This window comes from uncultured Limimaricola sp. (assembly GCF_964022235.1).
Classification (GTDB): Bacteria; Pseudomonadota; Alphaproteobacteria; order Rhodobacterales; family Rhodobacteraceae; genus Limimaricola.
The window spans coordinates 62,126-77,092 of sequence record NZ_CAXHZL010000004.1; the positions used below are offsets into that span (position 1 = coordinate 62,126).

A 14,967-nucleotide genomic window follows, 5' to 3' on the forward strand; every position below is an offset into this window, starting at 1 on the left:
GCGCAGCCTTGCTTGCATGGGGGATACTCAGGTCGGGGCGCGGAAACAAGCGTGGCTCAAGGGGGCGGCCCCGGCGCCCCTGGCCCGTCTGGAGGCCGCGCTGGCGCGGCAGCGCGGGCATCTGGCCTGCTGGGCTCCCGTTTGCCTCGGGATCGGGATCGGCTGGTGGTTCGCGCAAACCGATGAGCCGGGCGCTGCTTTTTACGGGATCGCCTCGGGGCTGGCGGCGCTTTGCCTCGCATTGCGATGGGCGCTTCGACGCCATGCGCTGTGCGCTCTGGCCGTGGGAGGGCTTCTCATCTGTCTCGGGGTGCTGCTGGCCGGTGCGCGGGCGCACAGCCTGTCTGCGCCGGTGCTGGGATTTCGCTACTATGGTCCGATCGAGGGGCGGATCGTCGACATCGACCGCTCGCAAAGCGACGTGCTGCGGATCACGCTCGACCGGGTGCGGCTCGATGATGTGGCGCGTGTCCCGGCGCGGGTGCGGGTGTCGCTGCACGCAGAGGTGGCGGCCCCGCTCGCGCCCGGCGTGCGGGTGATGACCACCGGCCACCTGTCGCCGCCGCCCGGACCGGCCGAGCCGGGGGGCTTCGATTTTCGCCGCCATGCATGGTTCATCCAGCTCGGGGCGGTAGGCTACACGCGTGTGCCGGTGCTGATGGCGTCGAACGAGGGCGCGGAGGGCGCATGGCTTGCCCGTGTCCGGGTGCGGCTGAGTGCTGCGATCCGCGAGCGGATCGGCGGCGAGGCGGGCGGCTTTGCGGCGGCGGTGACGACGGGAGATCGCTCGGGCCTCGGGCGCGCGGCCAACGACGCGATGCGCGAGGCCAATCTCTATCACCTCGTGTCGATCTCGGGCATGCACATGGCGATGCTGGCGGGCTTCGTGTTCTGGCTGGTGCGCGCGGGCATCGCCGCCGTGCCGCCGCTGGCGCTGCGGCTCAACGCACGCAAGATCGCTGCCGCCACGGCGCTGCCCGCCGCCGCCTTCTACCTCGCGCTTGCCGGGCGCGATGTGGCGACCGAGCGGGCCTTCGTGATGGTCGCGGTGAGCTTGGGCGCGGTGCTGGCCGACCGCCGTGCGCTGAGCCTGCGTGGCCTTGCCATCGCGGCGATGATCGTGCTGTGTCTGAGGCCCGAGACGCTGCTCAACCCCGGCTTCCAGATGTCCTTTGCCGCCGTTCTGGCGTTGGTTGCGGTCATGGGGCGGCTGCCGCGCGGCTGGCATCGGCCACGCGGGTTTGCGCGGTTCTGGATGCCGGTGGCGCTGCTGTCGCTGACCTCGATCGTCGCGGGCTCGGCCACCGCCCCCTTTGCCGCCGCGCATTTCAATCGCGTTGCCCATTACGGGCTTCTGGCCAATCTCGCGGCCACTCCCGCGATGGGCGTTCTGGTGATGCCCGGCGCTGTGATCCTCGCCGCGACCGGCCCGCTCGGTCTGGATCAGCCCGCCGTGTGGATGATCGATTACGGCTCGCGCTGGATCCTGTGGGTGAGCGCACGCATCGCAGAACTCGACGGGGCAAGCTCCGCGGTGATCGCGCCGCCGGGCACGGTCGTGGCGCTGGTCGCGGCGGGCGGGCTGTGGCTGGTGCTGTGGCAAGGGCGGGGCCGCGCCGCCGCGCTGCTGCCCTTGGTGCTTGCCGCCGGGCTGTGGAGCCGGGCCGAACGCCCGGACCTTCTGGTGAGCGAGAGCGGCGCGCTGGTTGGGCTGATGACGCCCGAGGGACGGGCACTGTCCAAGCCCACAGGCGACGGATTTGCCGCCACGGTCTGGCTCGAAAACGACGGTGACGGGCGGGTGCAGGCCGAAGCGCATGACCCGGTGGCACTGCCGCGCCCCGACCGGGTGCTGCGGCTGCGCATCGGGAAAACGCGGATCGTGCAGGTGACGGGCAAGACCGCGCTCGCGGCGCTTGATGGCTGCGACGGAGCCGATATCCTCATCGCCAACCAGCCCGATCCCGCACCGCGCCCTTGCTGGCGGTTTGACGCGCGCCGCCTGCGCGACACCGGCGCTCTCGCGCTCTGGTCGGAGCCTGAGGGGCTGCTGATCGAGACGGTGGCCGATCGCGCCGGCGACCGTCTCTGGACCAGTGGCCGGTAGCGTAGGATCAGTAGCTGCGGATCAGCCCGACCAGACGGCCCTGCACACGCACCTGATCATCGCTGTAGATCCGGGTCTCATAGGCGGGGTTCGCGGCTTCGAGCGCAATGCGCTTGCCGTTGCGGCGGAACCGCTTGAGGGTCGCCTCCTGCTCGTCGATCAAGGCCACGACGATATCGCCGTTGTCGGCGGTGCCGGTTTCGCGGATCACCACGACGTCGCCATCGTTGATCCCGGCCTGAATCATCGAATCGCCCCGCACTTCGAGCGCGTAATGGCTGCCTTGTCCCAGCATCGAGCCCGGCACCGTGATTTCGTGGCTGATCTCGCTGATCGCGGAGATCGGCACACCGGCGGCGATGCGGCCCATCACCGGCAGGTTCATCGCCATGGCGGCGATCTCGGCGGGCATGTCCGACGGCTTGGGGTCGGCGGCAGGCGCGGCGCTTTCGGTGGCAAAGCGCGCTTCCATCGCCTCGGGCAGCTTGATGATCTCGAGCGCACGAGCGCGGTGCGCGAGGCGGCGGATAAAGCCGCGCTCCTCCAAGGCCGTGATCAACCGATGAATGCCGGATTTCGAACGCAGATCGAGCGCATCCTTCATCTCGTCGAAGGAGGGCGGAACGCCGTCGGCCTTGATCCGACGATGGATGAATTCCAGCAGGTCGGACTGTTTGCGGGTCAGCATGATTGCCCCTTTGTGCGCGCGGACGGTTGGGGCTCCGTTCTACGGCTGTTCTCGTTTTGTGTCAAGACCTCAGAGCGCGATCACCTCGACCGTCTCTCCCGCCTTGCGCGCAGGGTCGCCCGGGGGCTGCACGATCAGGCAATCGGCCTCCGACAGCACCGACAAGAGCGAGCTGTCCTGCTTGGAGAACGCAGTCACGCCCTTGGGTCCGCTCATGGCGCGCAGGTAATGCTCGCGCGGGCCATTCGCCGAAAGCGGAGCCGCGAGGCGGGCCAGACGACGCGGGGCGGGGGCGGGTGCCAGACCCGAAAGCGCCCGGATCAACGGCACGAGAAACACCTGCGCGCAGACCATGGACGATACCGGGTTACCAGGCAGACCCAAGAGCAGCGCCTCTCCGAAACGCCCCGCCATCAAAGGTTTGCCCGGTCGCAGCGCCACCTTCCAGAAGGCGCGCTCCATTCCCGCCTCGGCGGCGGCGGCGCCGACGAGGTCGTGATCGCCGACCGAGGCCCCACCGATGGTCAGCACGATATCGGCCCCTTGGGCCAGGTCGAAGGCTTGGCGCAGCGCGCCCATGCTGTCGCCCGCGATCGGCAGCAGGCGCGGCAGGCCGCCCGCCTGCGCCACCATGCCATGCAGGCCGTAGGCGTTCGACGCGATGATCTGGTCGGGGCGCGGATCGCCGCCCGGTGCCACTAGCTCGTCGCCCGTCGCGATGATCGCGACCTCGGGTCGGCGCGAGACGGTCAGGCGGTCGGCGTTCATCGCCGCCGCAAGCGCGAGATCGGCGGGGCGCAGCAGGCGCGGCGCGGCGAGCGTGTCGCCCACGCAGAAATCGGCCCCGAGCGGGCGGATGTTGCGGTTGTCGGTGATGCCGGGGCCAAGGATGACCGTGTCGCCGTCGCGGGTCGTGTCCTCTTGGATCACCACGCGGTCCGCGCCTTCGGGGACCGGCGCACCGGTGAAGATGCGCACCGCCTCCTGCGCGCCGATGCGGCCCGGATAGGCATGACCGGCGGCGGCCTCGCCGATGACCGTGAGGCGCGCACTTTCGGTACAATCCGCATCGCGGATCGCGTAGCCGTCCATGGCCGAGGCAGAAAACGGCGGTTGATCGCGCCGTGCGGTGACGGGCGCACGCAGCACCCGACCCAGACCTGCGGTCAGCCCCACCTCTTCGACGGGCAACGGAGCGACCAGTGCGAAGAGCCGGTCAAGCGCCTCGGAGACCGGGATCACGCCTCCCAGCGCCCCGATTTGCCGCCCTCTTTCAGCGCGAGGCGGATACCATCGATCTCCATGCCCTTTTCGTTGGCCTTGAGCATGTCGTAGATCGTCAGCGCCGCGACCGAGACCGCCGTCAGCGCCTCCATTTCGACGCCGGTGCGACCGGTGGTCCGCACCGTGGCGGCGATCCGCACGCCGGGCAGAGCCTCGTCGGGCTCAAGCTCGATCGTCACCTTGGACAGCGGCAGCGGGTGGCACAGCGGGATCAGGTCGGCGGTCTTCTTGGCGGCCATGATGCCCGCGAGCCGCGCGGTGCCGAGCACGTCGCCCTTGCCCGCGCGCCCCTCGCGCACCAGTGCCAGCGTCTCGGGCTGCATCCGCACCATGCCCGTCGCCACGGCGAGGCGGCCGGTCACCTGCTTGTCGGTAACATCGACCATGTGGGCGCGGCCGCTTTCGTCGAAATGGGTGAGCGCCATCACGCGCCGCCCGGAGCCGTCAGCGGATTGGCAAGGATCGACCGCGTCGCCGAGGTCACGTCCTCCTGTCGCATCAGGCTTTCACCGATGAGGAAGCTGCGCACCCCGTAACGGGCGACCTCGGCCAGATCGGCGGGCGTCGACAGCCCGCTCTCTGCGACGATCATCCGGTCGACGGGGACGTGCTTGGCCAGCTTGCGCGTCACGTCGAGCGAGGTCTCGAAGGTCTTGAGATCGCGGTTGTTGATGCCGATCATCTTGGAATTGAGCTCCGCCGCGCGCTCGAGCTCGGCGCGGTCGTGCACCTCGATCAAGGCGTCCATGCCCCAGCGGGTGGCCGCGTCCTCGAGTTCGCGCGCCTGCGCGTCCGACACGCTGGCCATGATGATCAGGATGCAGTCGGCACCGAGGCTGCGGCTCTCGGCCACCTGCCATGGATCATAGAGGAAATCCTTGCGCAGCACCGGCAGCGACGTCGCTTCGCGTGCCTGCACGAGGTATTCGTCCGCGCCCTGGAACGAGGGTCCATCGGTGAGCACCGAAAGGCAGGCCGCGCCGCCGTCCTCATAGGCACGGGCGAGAGCGGGCGGGTCGAAATCGGCGCGGATGAGGCCTTTCGACGGGCTCGCCTTCTTGACCTCGGCGATCAGGCCATAGCCCTCGCGCGCGGCCTCTGTGAGACGGGCGGCAAAGCCGCGGGGGGCGGGGGCCTGCGCAGCGCGCGCCTCGATGTCGGAAAGCGGCAGCTCCGCCTTGCGGGCCGCGACCTCTTCGAGCTTGTAGGCCTTGATCTTGTCGAGAATGTCCATGTGGTGGTTCTACCGGGGGAATTGGGGCTTGGAAAGCGTTCAGGAGACGGGGCCGCACCAGTCGACGCGGGGCGCGCTGCGCGCGTCGAGCCATTCGTTGATGCGTCCGAAGGGGCGGGAGCCAAAAAAACCGCGCCGTGCCGACAGCGGCGAGGGATGCGCGGTCTCGATCACGAGGTGGTCCGGGCCATGCGAATTGCCGGTGTAGGGGGCGGCCACCTTCTGCGCGTGGTTGCCCCAGAGCAGGAAGGCGCAAGGCTGCTGCGCCACACGGGCGAGGACCTGCGCCACCAGCGCGTCCCAGCCCCAGCGGGCATGGCCGCCAGCGGCCCCCGGTTCGACCGAAAGCGCGGTGTTGAGAAGCAGCACGCCCTGCTGCGCCCAATGCGTGAGATCGCCGTTGTTCGGCGCGCAGCCGATGTCCTCGCGCATCTCCTTGAAGATGTTGCGCAGCGACGGCGGCAGCTTGGTCAGCTCGGGCGGCACCGAAAAGGCGAGGCCCGTGGCATGGCCCGGTGTCGGATAGGGGTCTTGGCCGAGGATCACCACGCGCACCGCCTCGGGCGGGGTCAGCTCAAGCGCGCGGAACCGCTTTTCGGGCGCGGGCAGGGTGGTGGGCAGGGCGTCGATGCGGTCGCGCAAGGTGGGCCAGTCGGCCGAGAAAAACGGCAGGTCGGCCCAACCATTGGGCAGATCGTTCACGCGCGACCGGATGTGATCGCGGCGAGGCGGTCGATGGCGCGGCGCGCCGCTCCCGAATCGATGCTCGTCGCGGCCATCTGCGCGCCCGCGCGCAGATCCTCGACCCGGCCCGCTACCAGCAGACCGGCGGCGGCGTTGAGCAGCACCGCGTCGCGGTAGGCGCCGGGTGCACCGTCGAGCAATGCGGCCAGAGCACGGCCGTTTTCTTGCGGCGTGCCGCCAAGGATCGCTTCGAACGGATGCTCGGGCAGGCCCGCGTCCGAGGGGCTGATCTCGAAGCTTTCGACCCGGCCATCCTGAAGCGCCGCGACCTGTGACGGCCCGCAGATCGACAGCTCGTCCGTGCCGTCGCCGCCATGCACCAGCCAAGCCCGCTCGGAGCCAAGCTGGCCCAGCGTCTCGGCCATCGGCACGATCAGCGCCGGATCATAGGCCCCGGTGAGCTGGCGTTTGACGCCCGCCGGGTTGGTGAGCGGGCCGAGGATGTTGAACAGGGTGCGGATGCCGATTTCGGCGCGGATCGGGCCTACGTGCTTCATCGCCGGGTGGTGCATCGGCGCCATCATAAAGCCGATCCCGGCCTCGCGCAGGGCGCGCTCGACCACTTCGGCCCCGACCATGACCTCGACCCCCATCTGGCCCAGCGCATCCGCCGTGCCGGATTTCGAGGAGAGGTTGCGGTTGCCGTGCTTGGCCACCGGCACGCCTGCGCCCGCCACGACAAAGGCCGTCGCGGTCGAGATATTTAGCGTGTTCTTGCCGTCGCCGCCCGTGCCCACGATGTCGATCGCGCCCTCCGGCGCCGCTACCTTGAGGCAGCGGGCGCGCATCACGCTCGCGGCGGCGGTGATCTCGGAAACCGTCTCGCCGCGCATCCGAAGCGTCACGAGGAACGCCGCCATCTGGGCGGGCGTGGCGTCACCGTCGAACAGGATGCCGAAGGCCGCCTCGGCCTGCTCTCGCGTGAGCGGCCCAGTCAGCGCGGCGGCGATCAGCGGCTTGAGCCGGTCGCTCATGCCGCCACCGGGGTGCCGGGCACTTGGCCGGGCAACCGGTCGAGAAAGTTCTTCAGCATCTGGTGGCCATGCTCGGAGGCGATGCTCTCGGGGTGAAACTGCACACCCTCGATCGGCAGCTCGCGGTGCATGAGCCCCATGATCGTGCCGTCGGCCAGCTCGGCAGTCACTTCGAGGCAGTCGGGCAGGCTGTCGCGCTCGACCACCAGCGAGTGATAGCGCGTCGCCTTGAACGGCGAGGGCAGCCCCGCGAAGACGCCCCGGCCCGCGTGCAGCATCTCGGCGGTCTTGCCATGCACGATCTCGTGGCAGCGCACCACCTTGCCGCCAAAGGCCTGACCGATGGTCTGGTGCCCGAGGCAGACGCCCAGAAGCGGCATGCGCGCCTCGGCGGCGGCGCGGGTGAGAGCGAGGCAGATGCCCGCCTGATCGGGGTCGCAGGGGCCGGGCGAAAGCACGATACCCTCTGGCGCCATCGCCATCGCCGCTTCGACGTCGATCTCGTCGTTGCGCTTGACCACGACCTCGGCCCCCAGCTCGCCAAGGTAGTGCACGAGGTTCCAGGTGAAGCTGTCGTAGTTGTCGATCAACAGAAGCATGGTCCCTCCGGCCGGGGCGGTTCGGTGCAAATTCGGGGCTACCGTTCGCCGGCGGTCCCTTGGTAAGGTCGGGCCATAAATGGGACCGCAGGACGGGAAACGTCAAGGTCCGGGACTGGGGCGAATGTCGGCAAACGGCGCAGCGGGGCAGGAAACGTGGGATCTGGGTTCATCATCGGCGGACTCTGGGGTCTGATCGTATCGGCGGGGGCCTTGGCCATCGCCTCCTTGATCGGGGAGCCACCGCGCGACAGGGCGGCGGTGCCCGAGGTGTTGCAGCAGATCCCCGGCACACAGGCGATCACGGAGGATGGCACGGCGGTCACGCGGCCCAGCGATGCGCCCGCCGAGGCGCCGACCACCGGCACGGCTACCAGCACTGCGCCTGCCGCCCTGCCGGAGGCGGGCAGCGTCGACACCATGCCGCAGGTGGTGGAGGGGCCGACCGAGCCATCGGGTGATCCGTTGGGCGAACCTGCGGGCGAGCCTCTGAGCGACGTCGCGCCGCCGGTCAGCGCCGAAGCGCCCTCGGCCCCCGCCGCGCAGACCCCGTTGAGCGAAGCGCCGAATGCCCCGCGCCCGGATGCGGGCGCCGACGCGCTGCCGCGGACCCCGCGCGCCGATGTGCCCGCCGGGCGCGGCGACGTGCCTGTGGCCGACACCATGCCGATGCAGCGCCCCCGCGCCGATGACGCGATCGAGACGCCCGCCACCGGCCCCGTGCCGCCTGCATTGCCGCGTCTTGACGCGGGCTCCGAAGAGCCGGTGCTGCCGGGGCCGCAATCGCGGGTGATCGAGATCCCCGCCAACGAAGCCGACATCACCGTCGTGACCGACCCGCCCCCGGCCCCCTCCGCCGCGCCGCGCGAAGTGTTCGATGAGACACCCGCCATGCCCGGTGAGCCGGACACTGAGGGCGCGACCCTGCCGACGAGTTCGGTCGAAGAGGGGTCGGGCGGCCTTTCGGATGATGCGCCCGCCACGCAGGCGGATGGGGCGGTCGGGTCGGCGCCGCCGCCGTCGGTCACGTCGGAGAGGCCGCCGCTGCGCGTGCCGTCGCCGCCTTCGCGCCCCGAACGGCTGCCCGGTTTCGCCGCCGGCACGATCACCGTGCTGCCGGAGCCGGGCGCGCCGGAACTGCCGGGCCGGGCCGCCGGGTTTCAGGACGATTCCGCCGTCGTGGTGCGCAGACCGGGCGCCGAAGCGTCCGAGCCTGAGCCCGCCCCCGCGCCCGAGTTCGACGAGGACACCCCGGCGCTGCTGCGGTTCGCGGCCCCCGATGTTGCCGAAGCCGGAGCGCCGCGGGTGTCGGTGGTGTTGATCGACGACGGCGCGCTCGACGATCCGGTTGCCGCGGCCTCGAGCATCCCCTTTCCCGTCACCATCGCGCTCGACCCCGCAATGGCGCAGGCCGGGACACGCGCGGCCCGTTGGCGCGAAGCGGGTTACGAGATCGTCGCTACGACGCGGCTTCCGGCGGGGGCCACGCCCTCGGATGTCGAGGTCACCTACGAATCCGCCTTTGCCACCTTGCCCGAGACGGTGGCGTTGCTCGACACGGGCGCGGCGGGGCTCACCTCCGACAAGGCGGTGACGGCGCAGGCACTGGAACGGTTGGCGCAGGACGGGCGCGGGTTGGCGGCCCTCTCCGCCGGGCTGGCCACGCCGCTGCGACAGGCACGCGGCGCCGGTGTGCCTGCGATCGAGATCTACCGCGATCTGGGCGAAGTCGGTCAGGACGACCGGGTGATCCGGCGCTTTCTCGATCAGGCCGCGTTTCGCGCGCGTCAGCAGGGGGCGGTGGCGCTGCTGGGTCAGCTCAACCCCGAGACAATCACCGCGCTGACGCTCTGGGGCAACCGCGCCGATCGCGACGGAGTCGTGCCCGCGCCGCTCAGCGCGCTGTTGCAGATGCAGGAAACCGGGCTGGCCAAATAAAGCTTGTGCGCGCTGGCGCACAGATGCCGTGATTTGACCCCGTGAGTAGGGCGGGACATGCGTCTCATGTCCCGCCTCATCCCGAATGGATCCCTACGCATGACCACCCAAACGCCGACCACTGGCCTCTCCGCCCGCGCGCCCGAAATGCTCAGCGTGCTGCGCATCGTCAGCGCGCTGATCTTCATGCTGCATGGCACCCAGAAGCTGTTCGCCTTTCCGCCAACGGATCAGCAGCCGCCGCTTGCCTCGCTGTTCGGCATGGGCGGTCTGATCGAATTCGTCGGCGGGGTGATGCTGCTTCTGGGGCTGTTCAGCCGCCCCGTGGCCTTCGTGCTCTCGGGCATGATGGCCGTGGCCTACTGGATGTTCCACGCACCGGGCAACCTGTTCCCGACGCTGAACGGCGGCGACGCGGCGATCCTGTATTGCTTCGTGTTCCTCTACATCTTCGTCGCAGGCCCCGGCCCGTGGAGCCTCGATGCGATCATGCGCCGTCGCTGAACCGCGCGGCCTTCGATGCGAAAAGGGCGGGGAAATCCCCGCCCTTTGTCGTGTCACCGCTTGGCTCTCGGGCCGAACTCAGCCGTTGCCCTCGGGGCGGAACATGGTGGCGTCCGCGGCCGCCCGCCTGAGCGCGTTCGATTTGTGCACCGTTTCCTGATACTCGGCCTCGGGGTCGCTGTCGTAGACCACGCCGCCGCCCGCCTGAATATAGAGCTTGCCGTTCTGGACCACCGCCGTGCGTAGCGCGATGCACATGTCCATGTCGCCATTGGCGCTGAAATACCCCAAGCCGCCGCCATAGACGCCGCGCTTTTCGGGCTCGAGCTCGTCGATGATCTCCATCGCCCGCACCTTGGGCGCGCCGGAGACCGTGCCCGCCGGAAGCCCCGCCAGCAGCGCCGAGAGCGCGTCCTGACCTTCGCGCAGCTCGCCCACCACGTTCGACACGATGTGCATCACGTGGGAGTAGCGCTCGATGATGAAACGCTCGGTGGGGCGCACGGTGCCGGGCCGGGCGACCCGGCCCACGTCGTTTCGGCCCAGATCGAGCAGCATCAGATGCTCGCTGAGCTCCTTGGCATCGGCGAGCAGGCTCTCCTCGTGGGCGCGGTCCTCCTCGGGCGTGGCGCCTCTGGGCCGCGTGCCTGCGATGGGACGGATGGTCACCTCGCCGCCCATGACCCGCACGAGGATCTCGGGGCTGGCCCCGACCACCTGATAGCCGCCGAAGTTGAAGTAGAACATGAACGGCGAGGGGTTGGTGCGGCGCAAGCTGCGGTAGAGCGCGAAGGGGGGCTCGGGAAAATCCTGCGTCCAGCGCTGGGCGGGGACCACCTGAAAGATGTCGCCTGCGCGGATGTACTCCTTGGCCTTCTCCACGGCGGCGAGATACCCCTCGTGGGTGAAGTTCGACACAGGCTCGGCCAGCGGCGCGGGCTTTTGCAGCGCGCGGGCTTCCTGCGGCACGGGACGGTCGAGCGCGCGCATGGCCTCGGTGACGCGCTCGGCGGCCTGCGCGAAGGCGGCGCGGGCCGATTGCTCCTGACCGGCCCAGACCGGGGCCACGAGGATCACCTCGCCCTTCACCCCATCGAGCACCGCCACCACGGTGGGGCGCATCATCACGGCGTCGGGCAGGCCGAGCGGGTCGGGGTTCACGTTCGGCAGGCGTTCGACCAGACGGATCATGTCGTAGCCCAGATAGCCGAACAGCCCGGCGCTGGCGGCGGGCAGGTCCTCGGGCAGGTCGATCCGGCTTTCGGCGAGAAGCGCGCGCAGCGTGTCGAGCGGATGGCCGTCGAGCGTCTGATACGCGTCCTCGTCATAGCGCGCGGCGCGGTTGACGCGGCTCGTGGTGCCGCGGCAATCCCAGATCAGGTCGGGGTTCATGCCGATGATCGAATAGCGGCCCCGCACCTCGCCCCCGGTGACGCTTTCGAGGATGAAGGCGTGCTTTCCGGCGTTGGCGAGCTTGAGCATCAGCGAGACCGGCGTGTCGAGATCGGCGGCGAGCCGGGTCCAGACGACCTGGTTCGCGCCAGATTCGAAGCCTGTGCGGAACGTCTCGAAATCGGGGCTGAGCATGGGCGTTACCTGAAGGAGCTGTGGACCGCCTGAACGGCGGCATCGTCGATGCGGATCTCGGTGCTCGATTGCACGGCGGTGGCGAAGGCGGCGTAGATGTCTTGCGCCAGCCCGGTGCCGAGCCGCTCCTCGATCGCCTGACGCTCGGCCACGACGCCTTCGTCGTCCTCGGCGGGCGGCTGGGTCGCGTCGAGCCGGACCACGGCGGCAAAGCCTTCGCCGGTGATCACGCGCGTCTCGCCCTCGTCCATCGCAAAGACCTCGCGGATGAACTCGGGCGAGGTGCCCTCGACAAAGGAGCGGCGCGTGAGGTTCGCGGCGGTCCGGGGCGTGAGACCGGCGGCCTCGAAGCTCTCGCCATCGGCGATGCGGGCGGCCAGCGCCTCGGCACGCTCGGCGCGCAGGCGCAGGCGCGTCTCGGCCTCGACATCGGCGATCACCTGATCGCGCACCTCGTCCAGCGGACGCAGCGCGGGCGCGGTCACACCGTCGAGCCGCACGGCGAAGACGCCGCCATCCTCGAAGGCCATCAGCTCGGGAAAATCGCCCTCCTGCACCGAAGCCGCCGACTCGCGGAACGGGGCGTAATCGGCAATGCCGCCGGTCATCTCGGCGGTCCAGTCGATCTGGCCCAGCGTCATGCCGGTGCGATCGGCGAGATCCTCGAGCGCGGCGCCGCCCGCCATGAGATCGGTGATCTCGTCCGAGCGGCGGTCGATCTCGCGCCGGGCGCGGGCGCGGGCCAGCTCTTCGCGCAGGTCGGGTGCGGCCTCCTCGAAGGTCACTTCCTCGGCGGAGAGCACGGCGTTGACGCGAAACAGCGCCGGGCCGAGGTCGGTCTCGACGGGGCCGATCACGTCACCGGCCTCGGCCGCGAACACCGCGTCGGCGGCGGCGCGCAGATCGCCGCGCGCCACGTCGCCGAGATCGACGGCCTGCAGCGTCAGACCGCGTGCGGTCACCAGCTCTTCGAAGCTGGCCTCTTCTGCCTCGAGGCGGGCAAGCGCCTTGGTCGCGGCCTCTGCGTTGGGATAGACCAGACGCTCGACCAGACGGCGCTCTTCCTGCACGTATTCGGAAATCCGCTGCTCATAGAGGGCGCGCACCTCCTCCTCGTCGATCTCGACCTCGCCTGCGACATCCTCGGGGGACAGCCAGACATAGCTGATCTGACGGATCTCGGGGGCGGTGTAGGCGTCGGGTGCGGCCGCGTAACGGGCTTCGATCTCGGCCTCGGTGGGGGCGGGGACCTCGGCGTCGAGTGCGATCTCGGGCAGGATCACGCGCGGGCGGTCACCTTCGGCGCGCGGGGCGGCCGCACCGCTCAGGGTCACGGGTGCCCAGGTGATGTCGCGCCGCGCCATCAGGAACTCGACCAGCGCCTCGACATGGGTGTCGGAGGCGCCGATGCCGCTGACCACCGCCGCCTGCAGCAGCGTGCGGGCCGCACCCTCGCGCAGGCTCTGTTCGAATTCCGAGACCGAAAGCCCGTTTCGGCTCAGCGCCTCGCGGTAGGTTTCGCGGTCGAAATTGCCGCTCAGCCCCTGAAACGCGGGGATCGCGAGCACCTGATCGCGCACCGCCGCATCACCGACCGACAGGCCGAGCCCATCGGCGGCGTTGTCCATCACCCGTTCGGTGACGAGCTGGCCCAGCACCGTGCGGTCGAGACCGATCTGCTGCGCCTGCGCCATGCTCACAGCCGAGCCGGTTTGGCTTTCGAAGGCACGGATGCGCGACTGCAGCGCGTTGGCATAGGCCTGCACGTCCAGCTCCTTGTCGCCCACGGTGCCAAGCCGGGTCGCGTTGCCCGAGAGCCCCGTCGCACCAAACCCGATCAAGCCCACGAAGAGCAGGATCAGGATGATCCAGACGAATACGCGGTTGCCCTTGCTCGATGCCATTGCGGTCTCCCTGTCGCGCGCCCATTCGGCGTCTGAAGCTGAATAGGCAAGCGGGCAGGGCCGCGCAAGCCGATGGCTCAGTCGGGCAGGGCGCCAAGCCGCGCCGCAAGCTCCGAAAGGCCCGCCGCGTCGACATTGGCGAAGGCGATGCGCAGCTGGCGGCGTCCCGCCTCCGACCCCGGTGCGGTGAACATCGTGCCGGGCAGCAGCAGCACGCCCGCATCGCGCACCAGCCGCTGCGCCAGCACGTCGGAGGCCTCTGCAAAGGGGTGCTCGATCCAGCCGAAATATGCGCCGCAGCCCATCAGTCGCCAGCCTTTGTCCGCCAGCGTCGCGAAGTTCTCTTCCATCGACCGGCGCCGCGCGATGATCTCGGCCCGCTCGCCCGCGAGCCAGGAGCCTAGATTCTGCATCCCCCACAGCGCCGCTTTCTGGCCGAGGCTGGTGGGGCAGATTGTCACCGTGTCGAGAAACCGCTCGATCTGCGCCAGACGCTCGACGCTCGCGGTCACCGCGCCGATGCGGTGGCCGGTGAGGCGGAAGGCCTTGGAAAAGGAATAAAGCTGCACCAGCACTTCGGCCCAGTCGGGGTCCGAAAAAAGATCATGCGCCGGGCCTTCGCGGCTGTCGAAATCGCGGTAGGTCTCGTCGAGGATCAGCGCGAGGCCGCGGCTGCGGCACAGGTCGCGGAACGCGGCGAGCAGGGCCGCGGGGTATTCGACGCCGCCGGGGTTGTTGGGGCTGACCAGCACGATGGCGCGGGTCGCGGGGGTGATCAGCTCGGCGGCGCGCTCGGGGTCGGGCAGCAGGGTGGGGCCGGTCTCCAGCGCCACGGTCCTCACGCCGGTCATGTCGTTCCACATGCGGTGGTTGAAGTACCACGGGCTGGGCAGGATCACCTCCGAGCCTTCGCCGCAGAGCGCCGCGATGGCCGCACAATAGGCCTGATTGCAGCCCGAGGTGATGGCGACATGCTCGGGGGTCACCTCGCCGCGGTAGTCCCGTGACCATTGCCGCGCGATCTCCTCGCGCAGCTCCGGCAGGCCCAGCACCGGCCCGTAAAGATGCGCGCTCGCGTCCTGCATCACGATCTCGGCCATGGCGCAGCGCAGCGGCTCGGGCGGCGGGTCGACGGGGGCCGCTTGGCTGACGTTGAGAAGCGGGCGTTCGGGCGCAAAGCTCACCCCCTTCAGCCAGCGGCGGGCCTCCATGACCGGAGGGGCAAAGGTCGAAGCGGTGCGCGCAATGGTCATGGGGCCTCCCTTGGGGTGTCGCGGGTGACGCTAGCCACCACGCGCCGCGGGTGCAATCGCCCGATCTTGAAACCGGACAAACCCTGAAACCAAGCAGACCTTGAAACGAAAAAGGCCCCGCCGATCCGGCGAGGCCTTGCAACGAGGGCAG

At 69.8% G+C, this 14,967-nt stretch carries 13 protein-coding genes; 3 read left to right on the forward strand and 10 right to left on the reverse strand.

What is annotated here, in order from left to right; genetic code table 11:
• Positions 1 to 16 precede the first annotated feature (16 nt).
• The gene (locus AADJ02_RS07025; RefSeq protein ID WP_341212284.1) at positions 17 to 2,107 is read left to right on the forward strand and encodes a ComEC/Rec2 family competence protein; all 2,091 of its coding nucleotides are present in this window, start codon (positions 17 to 19) and stop codon (positions 2,105 to 2,107) included.
• Positions 2,108 to 2,114: 7 nt separating this feature from the next.
• On the opposite strand, the gene lexA is transcribed toward AADJ02_RS07025, so the two are convergent.
• From lexA to AADJ02_RS07060, 7 genes are all read right to left on the reverse strand, one after another.
• Entirely contained in the window at positions 2,115 to 2,795 is a 681-nt protein-coding gene (lexA, locus tag AADJ02_RS07030) for a transcriptional repressor LexA (protein ID WP_341212285.1), read from the reverse strand.
• Between the two features lie 69 nt (positions 2,796 to 2,864).
• Positions 2,865 to 4,037: a gephyrin-like molybdotransferase Glp gene (glp, locus tag AADJ02_RS07035; RefSeq protein WP_341212286.1), complete on the reverse strand. Its 1,173-nt coding sequence runs from the start codon at positions 4,035 to 4,037 to the stop codon at positions 2,865 to 2,867.
• Positions 4,034 to 4,507: a cyclic pyranopterin monophosphate synthase MoaC gene (gene moaC / locus AADJ02_RS07040; RefSeq protein WP_341212287.1), complete on the reverse strand. Its 474-nt coding sequence runs from the start codon at positions 4,505 to 4,507 to the stop codon at positions 4,034 to 4,036. The genes glp and moaC overlap by 4 nt, the downstream gene beginning before the upstream one ends.
• A complete protein-coding gene (trpC, locus tag AADJ02_RS07045; RefSeq protein WP_341212288.1) occupies positions 4,504 to 5,313 on the reverse strand; it encodes an indole-3-glycerol phosphate synthase TrpC in 810 nt (269 codons plus the stop codon). Before trpC ends, moaC begins: the two co-directional genes overlap by 4 nt.
• 39 nt (positions 5,314 to 5,352) lie before the next feature.
• Positions 5,353 to 6,015 carry a uracil-DNA glycosylase gene (locus tag AADJ02_RS07050; RefSeq protein WP_341212289.1) on the reverse strand — a complete coding sequence of 221 codons (663 nt, stop codon included), beginning with the start codon at positions 6,013 to 6,015 and terminating at the stop codon, positions 5,353 to 5,355.
• Positions 6,012 to 7,031: an anthranilate phosphoribosyltransferase gene (gene trpD, locus AADJ02_RS07055; protein ID WP_341212290.1), complete on the reverse strand. Its 1,020-nt coding sequence runs from the start codon at positions 7,029 to 7,031 to the stop codon at positions 6,012 to 6,014. The genes AADJ02_RS07050 and trpD overlap by 4 nt, the downstream gene beginning before the upstream one ends.
• Positions 7,028 to 7,630, reverse strand: coding sequence for an aminodeoxychorismate/anthranilate synthase component II (locus AADJ02_RS07060; RefSeq protein ID WP_341212291.1), 603 nt, complete (start codon positions 7,628 to 7,630; stop codon positions 7,028 to 7,030). Before AADJ02_RS07060 ends, trpD begins: the two co-directional genes overlap by 4 nt.
• A 156-nt stretch (positions 7,631 to 7,786) precedes the next feature.
• Between AADJ02_RS07060 and AADJ02_RS07065 the strand changes: the two genes are divergently transcribed.
• Both AADJ02_RS07065 and AADJ02_RS07070 read left to right on the forward strand, forming a co-directional pair.
• On the forward strand, positions 7,787 to 9,568 hold the full coding sequence (locus AADJ02_RS07065) for a divergent polysaccharide deacetylase family protein (RefSeq protein ID WP_341212292.1): 1,782 nt from the start codon (positions 7,787 to 7,789) through the stop codon (positions 9,566 to 9,568).
• Positions 9,569 to 9,667: 99 nt separating this feature from the next.
• On the forward strand, positions 9,668 to 10,072 hold the full coding sequence (locus AADJ02_RS07070) for a DoxX family protein (protein ID WP_341212293.1): 405 nt from the start codon (positions 9,668 to 9,670) through the stop codon (positions 10,070 to 10,072).
• A gap of 78 nt (positions 10,073 to 10,150) precedes the next feature.
• Here AADJ02_RS07070 and trpE read toward each other — a convergent pair whose 3' ends face one another.
• The 3 genes from trpE to AADJ02_RS07085 form a co-directional block, all read right to left on the reverse strand.
• Positions 10,151 to 11,659, reverse strand: coding sequence for an anthranilate synthase component I (gene trpE, locus AADJ02_RS07075; RefSeq protein ID WP_341212294.1), 1,509 nt, complete (start codon positions 11,657 to 11,659; stop codon positions 10,151 to 10,153).
• 5 nt (positions 11,660 to 11,664) lie between these two features.
• Positions 11,665 to 13,563: a peptidyl-prolyl cis-trans isomerase gene (locus tag AADJ02_RS07080; protein WP_341212295.1), complete on the reverse strand. Its 1,899-nt coding sequence runs from the start codon at positions 13,561 to 13,563 to the stop codon at positions 11,665 to 11,667.
• A gap of 77 nt (positions 13,564 to 13,640) precedes the next feature.
• Entirely contained in the window at positions 13,641 to 14,816 is a 1,176-nt protein-coding gene (locus AADJ02_RS07085) for an aminotransferase (protein ID WP_341212296.1), read from the reverse strand.
• Between the last annotated feature and the right edge of the window lie 151 nt (positions 14,817 to 14,967).

Coding starts and splice junctions, on each gene's coding strand:
- AADJ02_RS07025 (WP_341212284.1), top strand. CDS start 17: ATGGGGGATACTCAGGTCGGGGCGCGGAAACAAGCGTGGCTCAAGGGG.
- lexA (WP_341212285.1), bottom strand. CDS start 2,795: ATGCTGACCCGCAAACAGTCCGACCTGCTGGAATTCATCCATCGTCGG.
- trpC (WP_341212288.1), bottom strand. CDS start 5,313: ATGGACATTCTCGACAAGATCAAGGCCTACAAGCTCGAAGAGGTCGCG.
- trpD (WP_341212290.1), bottom strand. CDS start 7,031: ATGAGCGACCGGCTCAAGCCGCTGATCGCCGCCGCGCTGACTGGGCCG.
- AADJ02_RS07060 (WP_341212291.1), bottom strand. CDS start 7,630: ATGCTTCTGTTGATCGACAACTACGACAGCTTCACCTGGAACCTCGTG.
- AADJ02_RS07070 (WP_341212293.1), top strand. CDS start 9,668: ATGACCACCCAAACGCCGACCACTGGCCTCTCCGCCCGCGCGCCCGAA.
- trpE (WP_341212294.1), bottom strand. CDS start 11,659: ATGCTCAGCCCCGATTTCGAGACGTTCCGCACAGGCTTCGAATCTGGC.
- AADJ02_RS07080 (WP_341212295.1), bottom strand. CDS start 13,563: ATGGCATCGAGCAAGGGCAACCGCGTATTCGTCTGGATCATCCTGATC.
- AADJ02_RS07085 (WP_341212296.1), bottom strand. CDS start 14,816: ATGACCATTGCGCGCACCGCTTCGACCTTTGCCCCTCCGGTCATGGAG.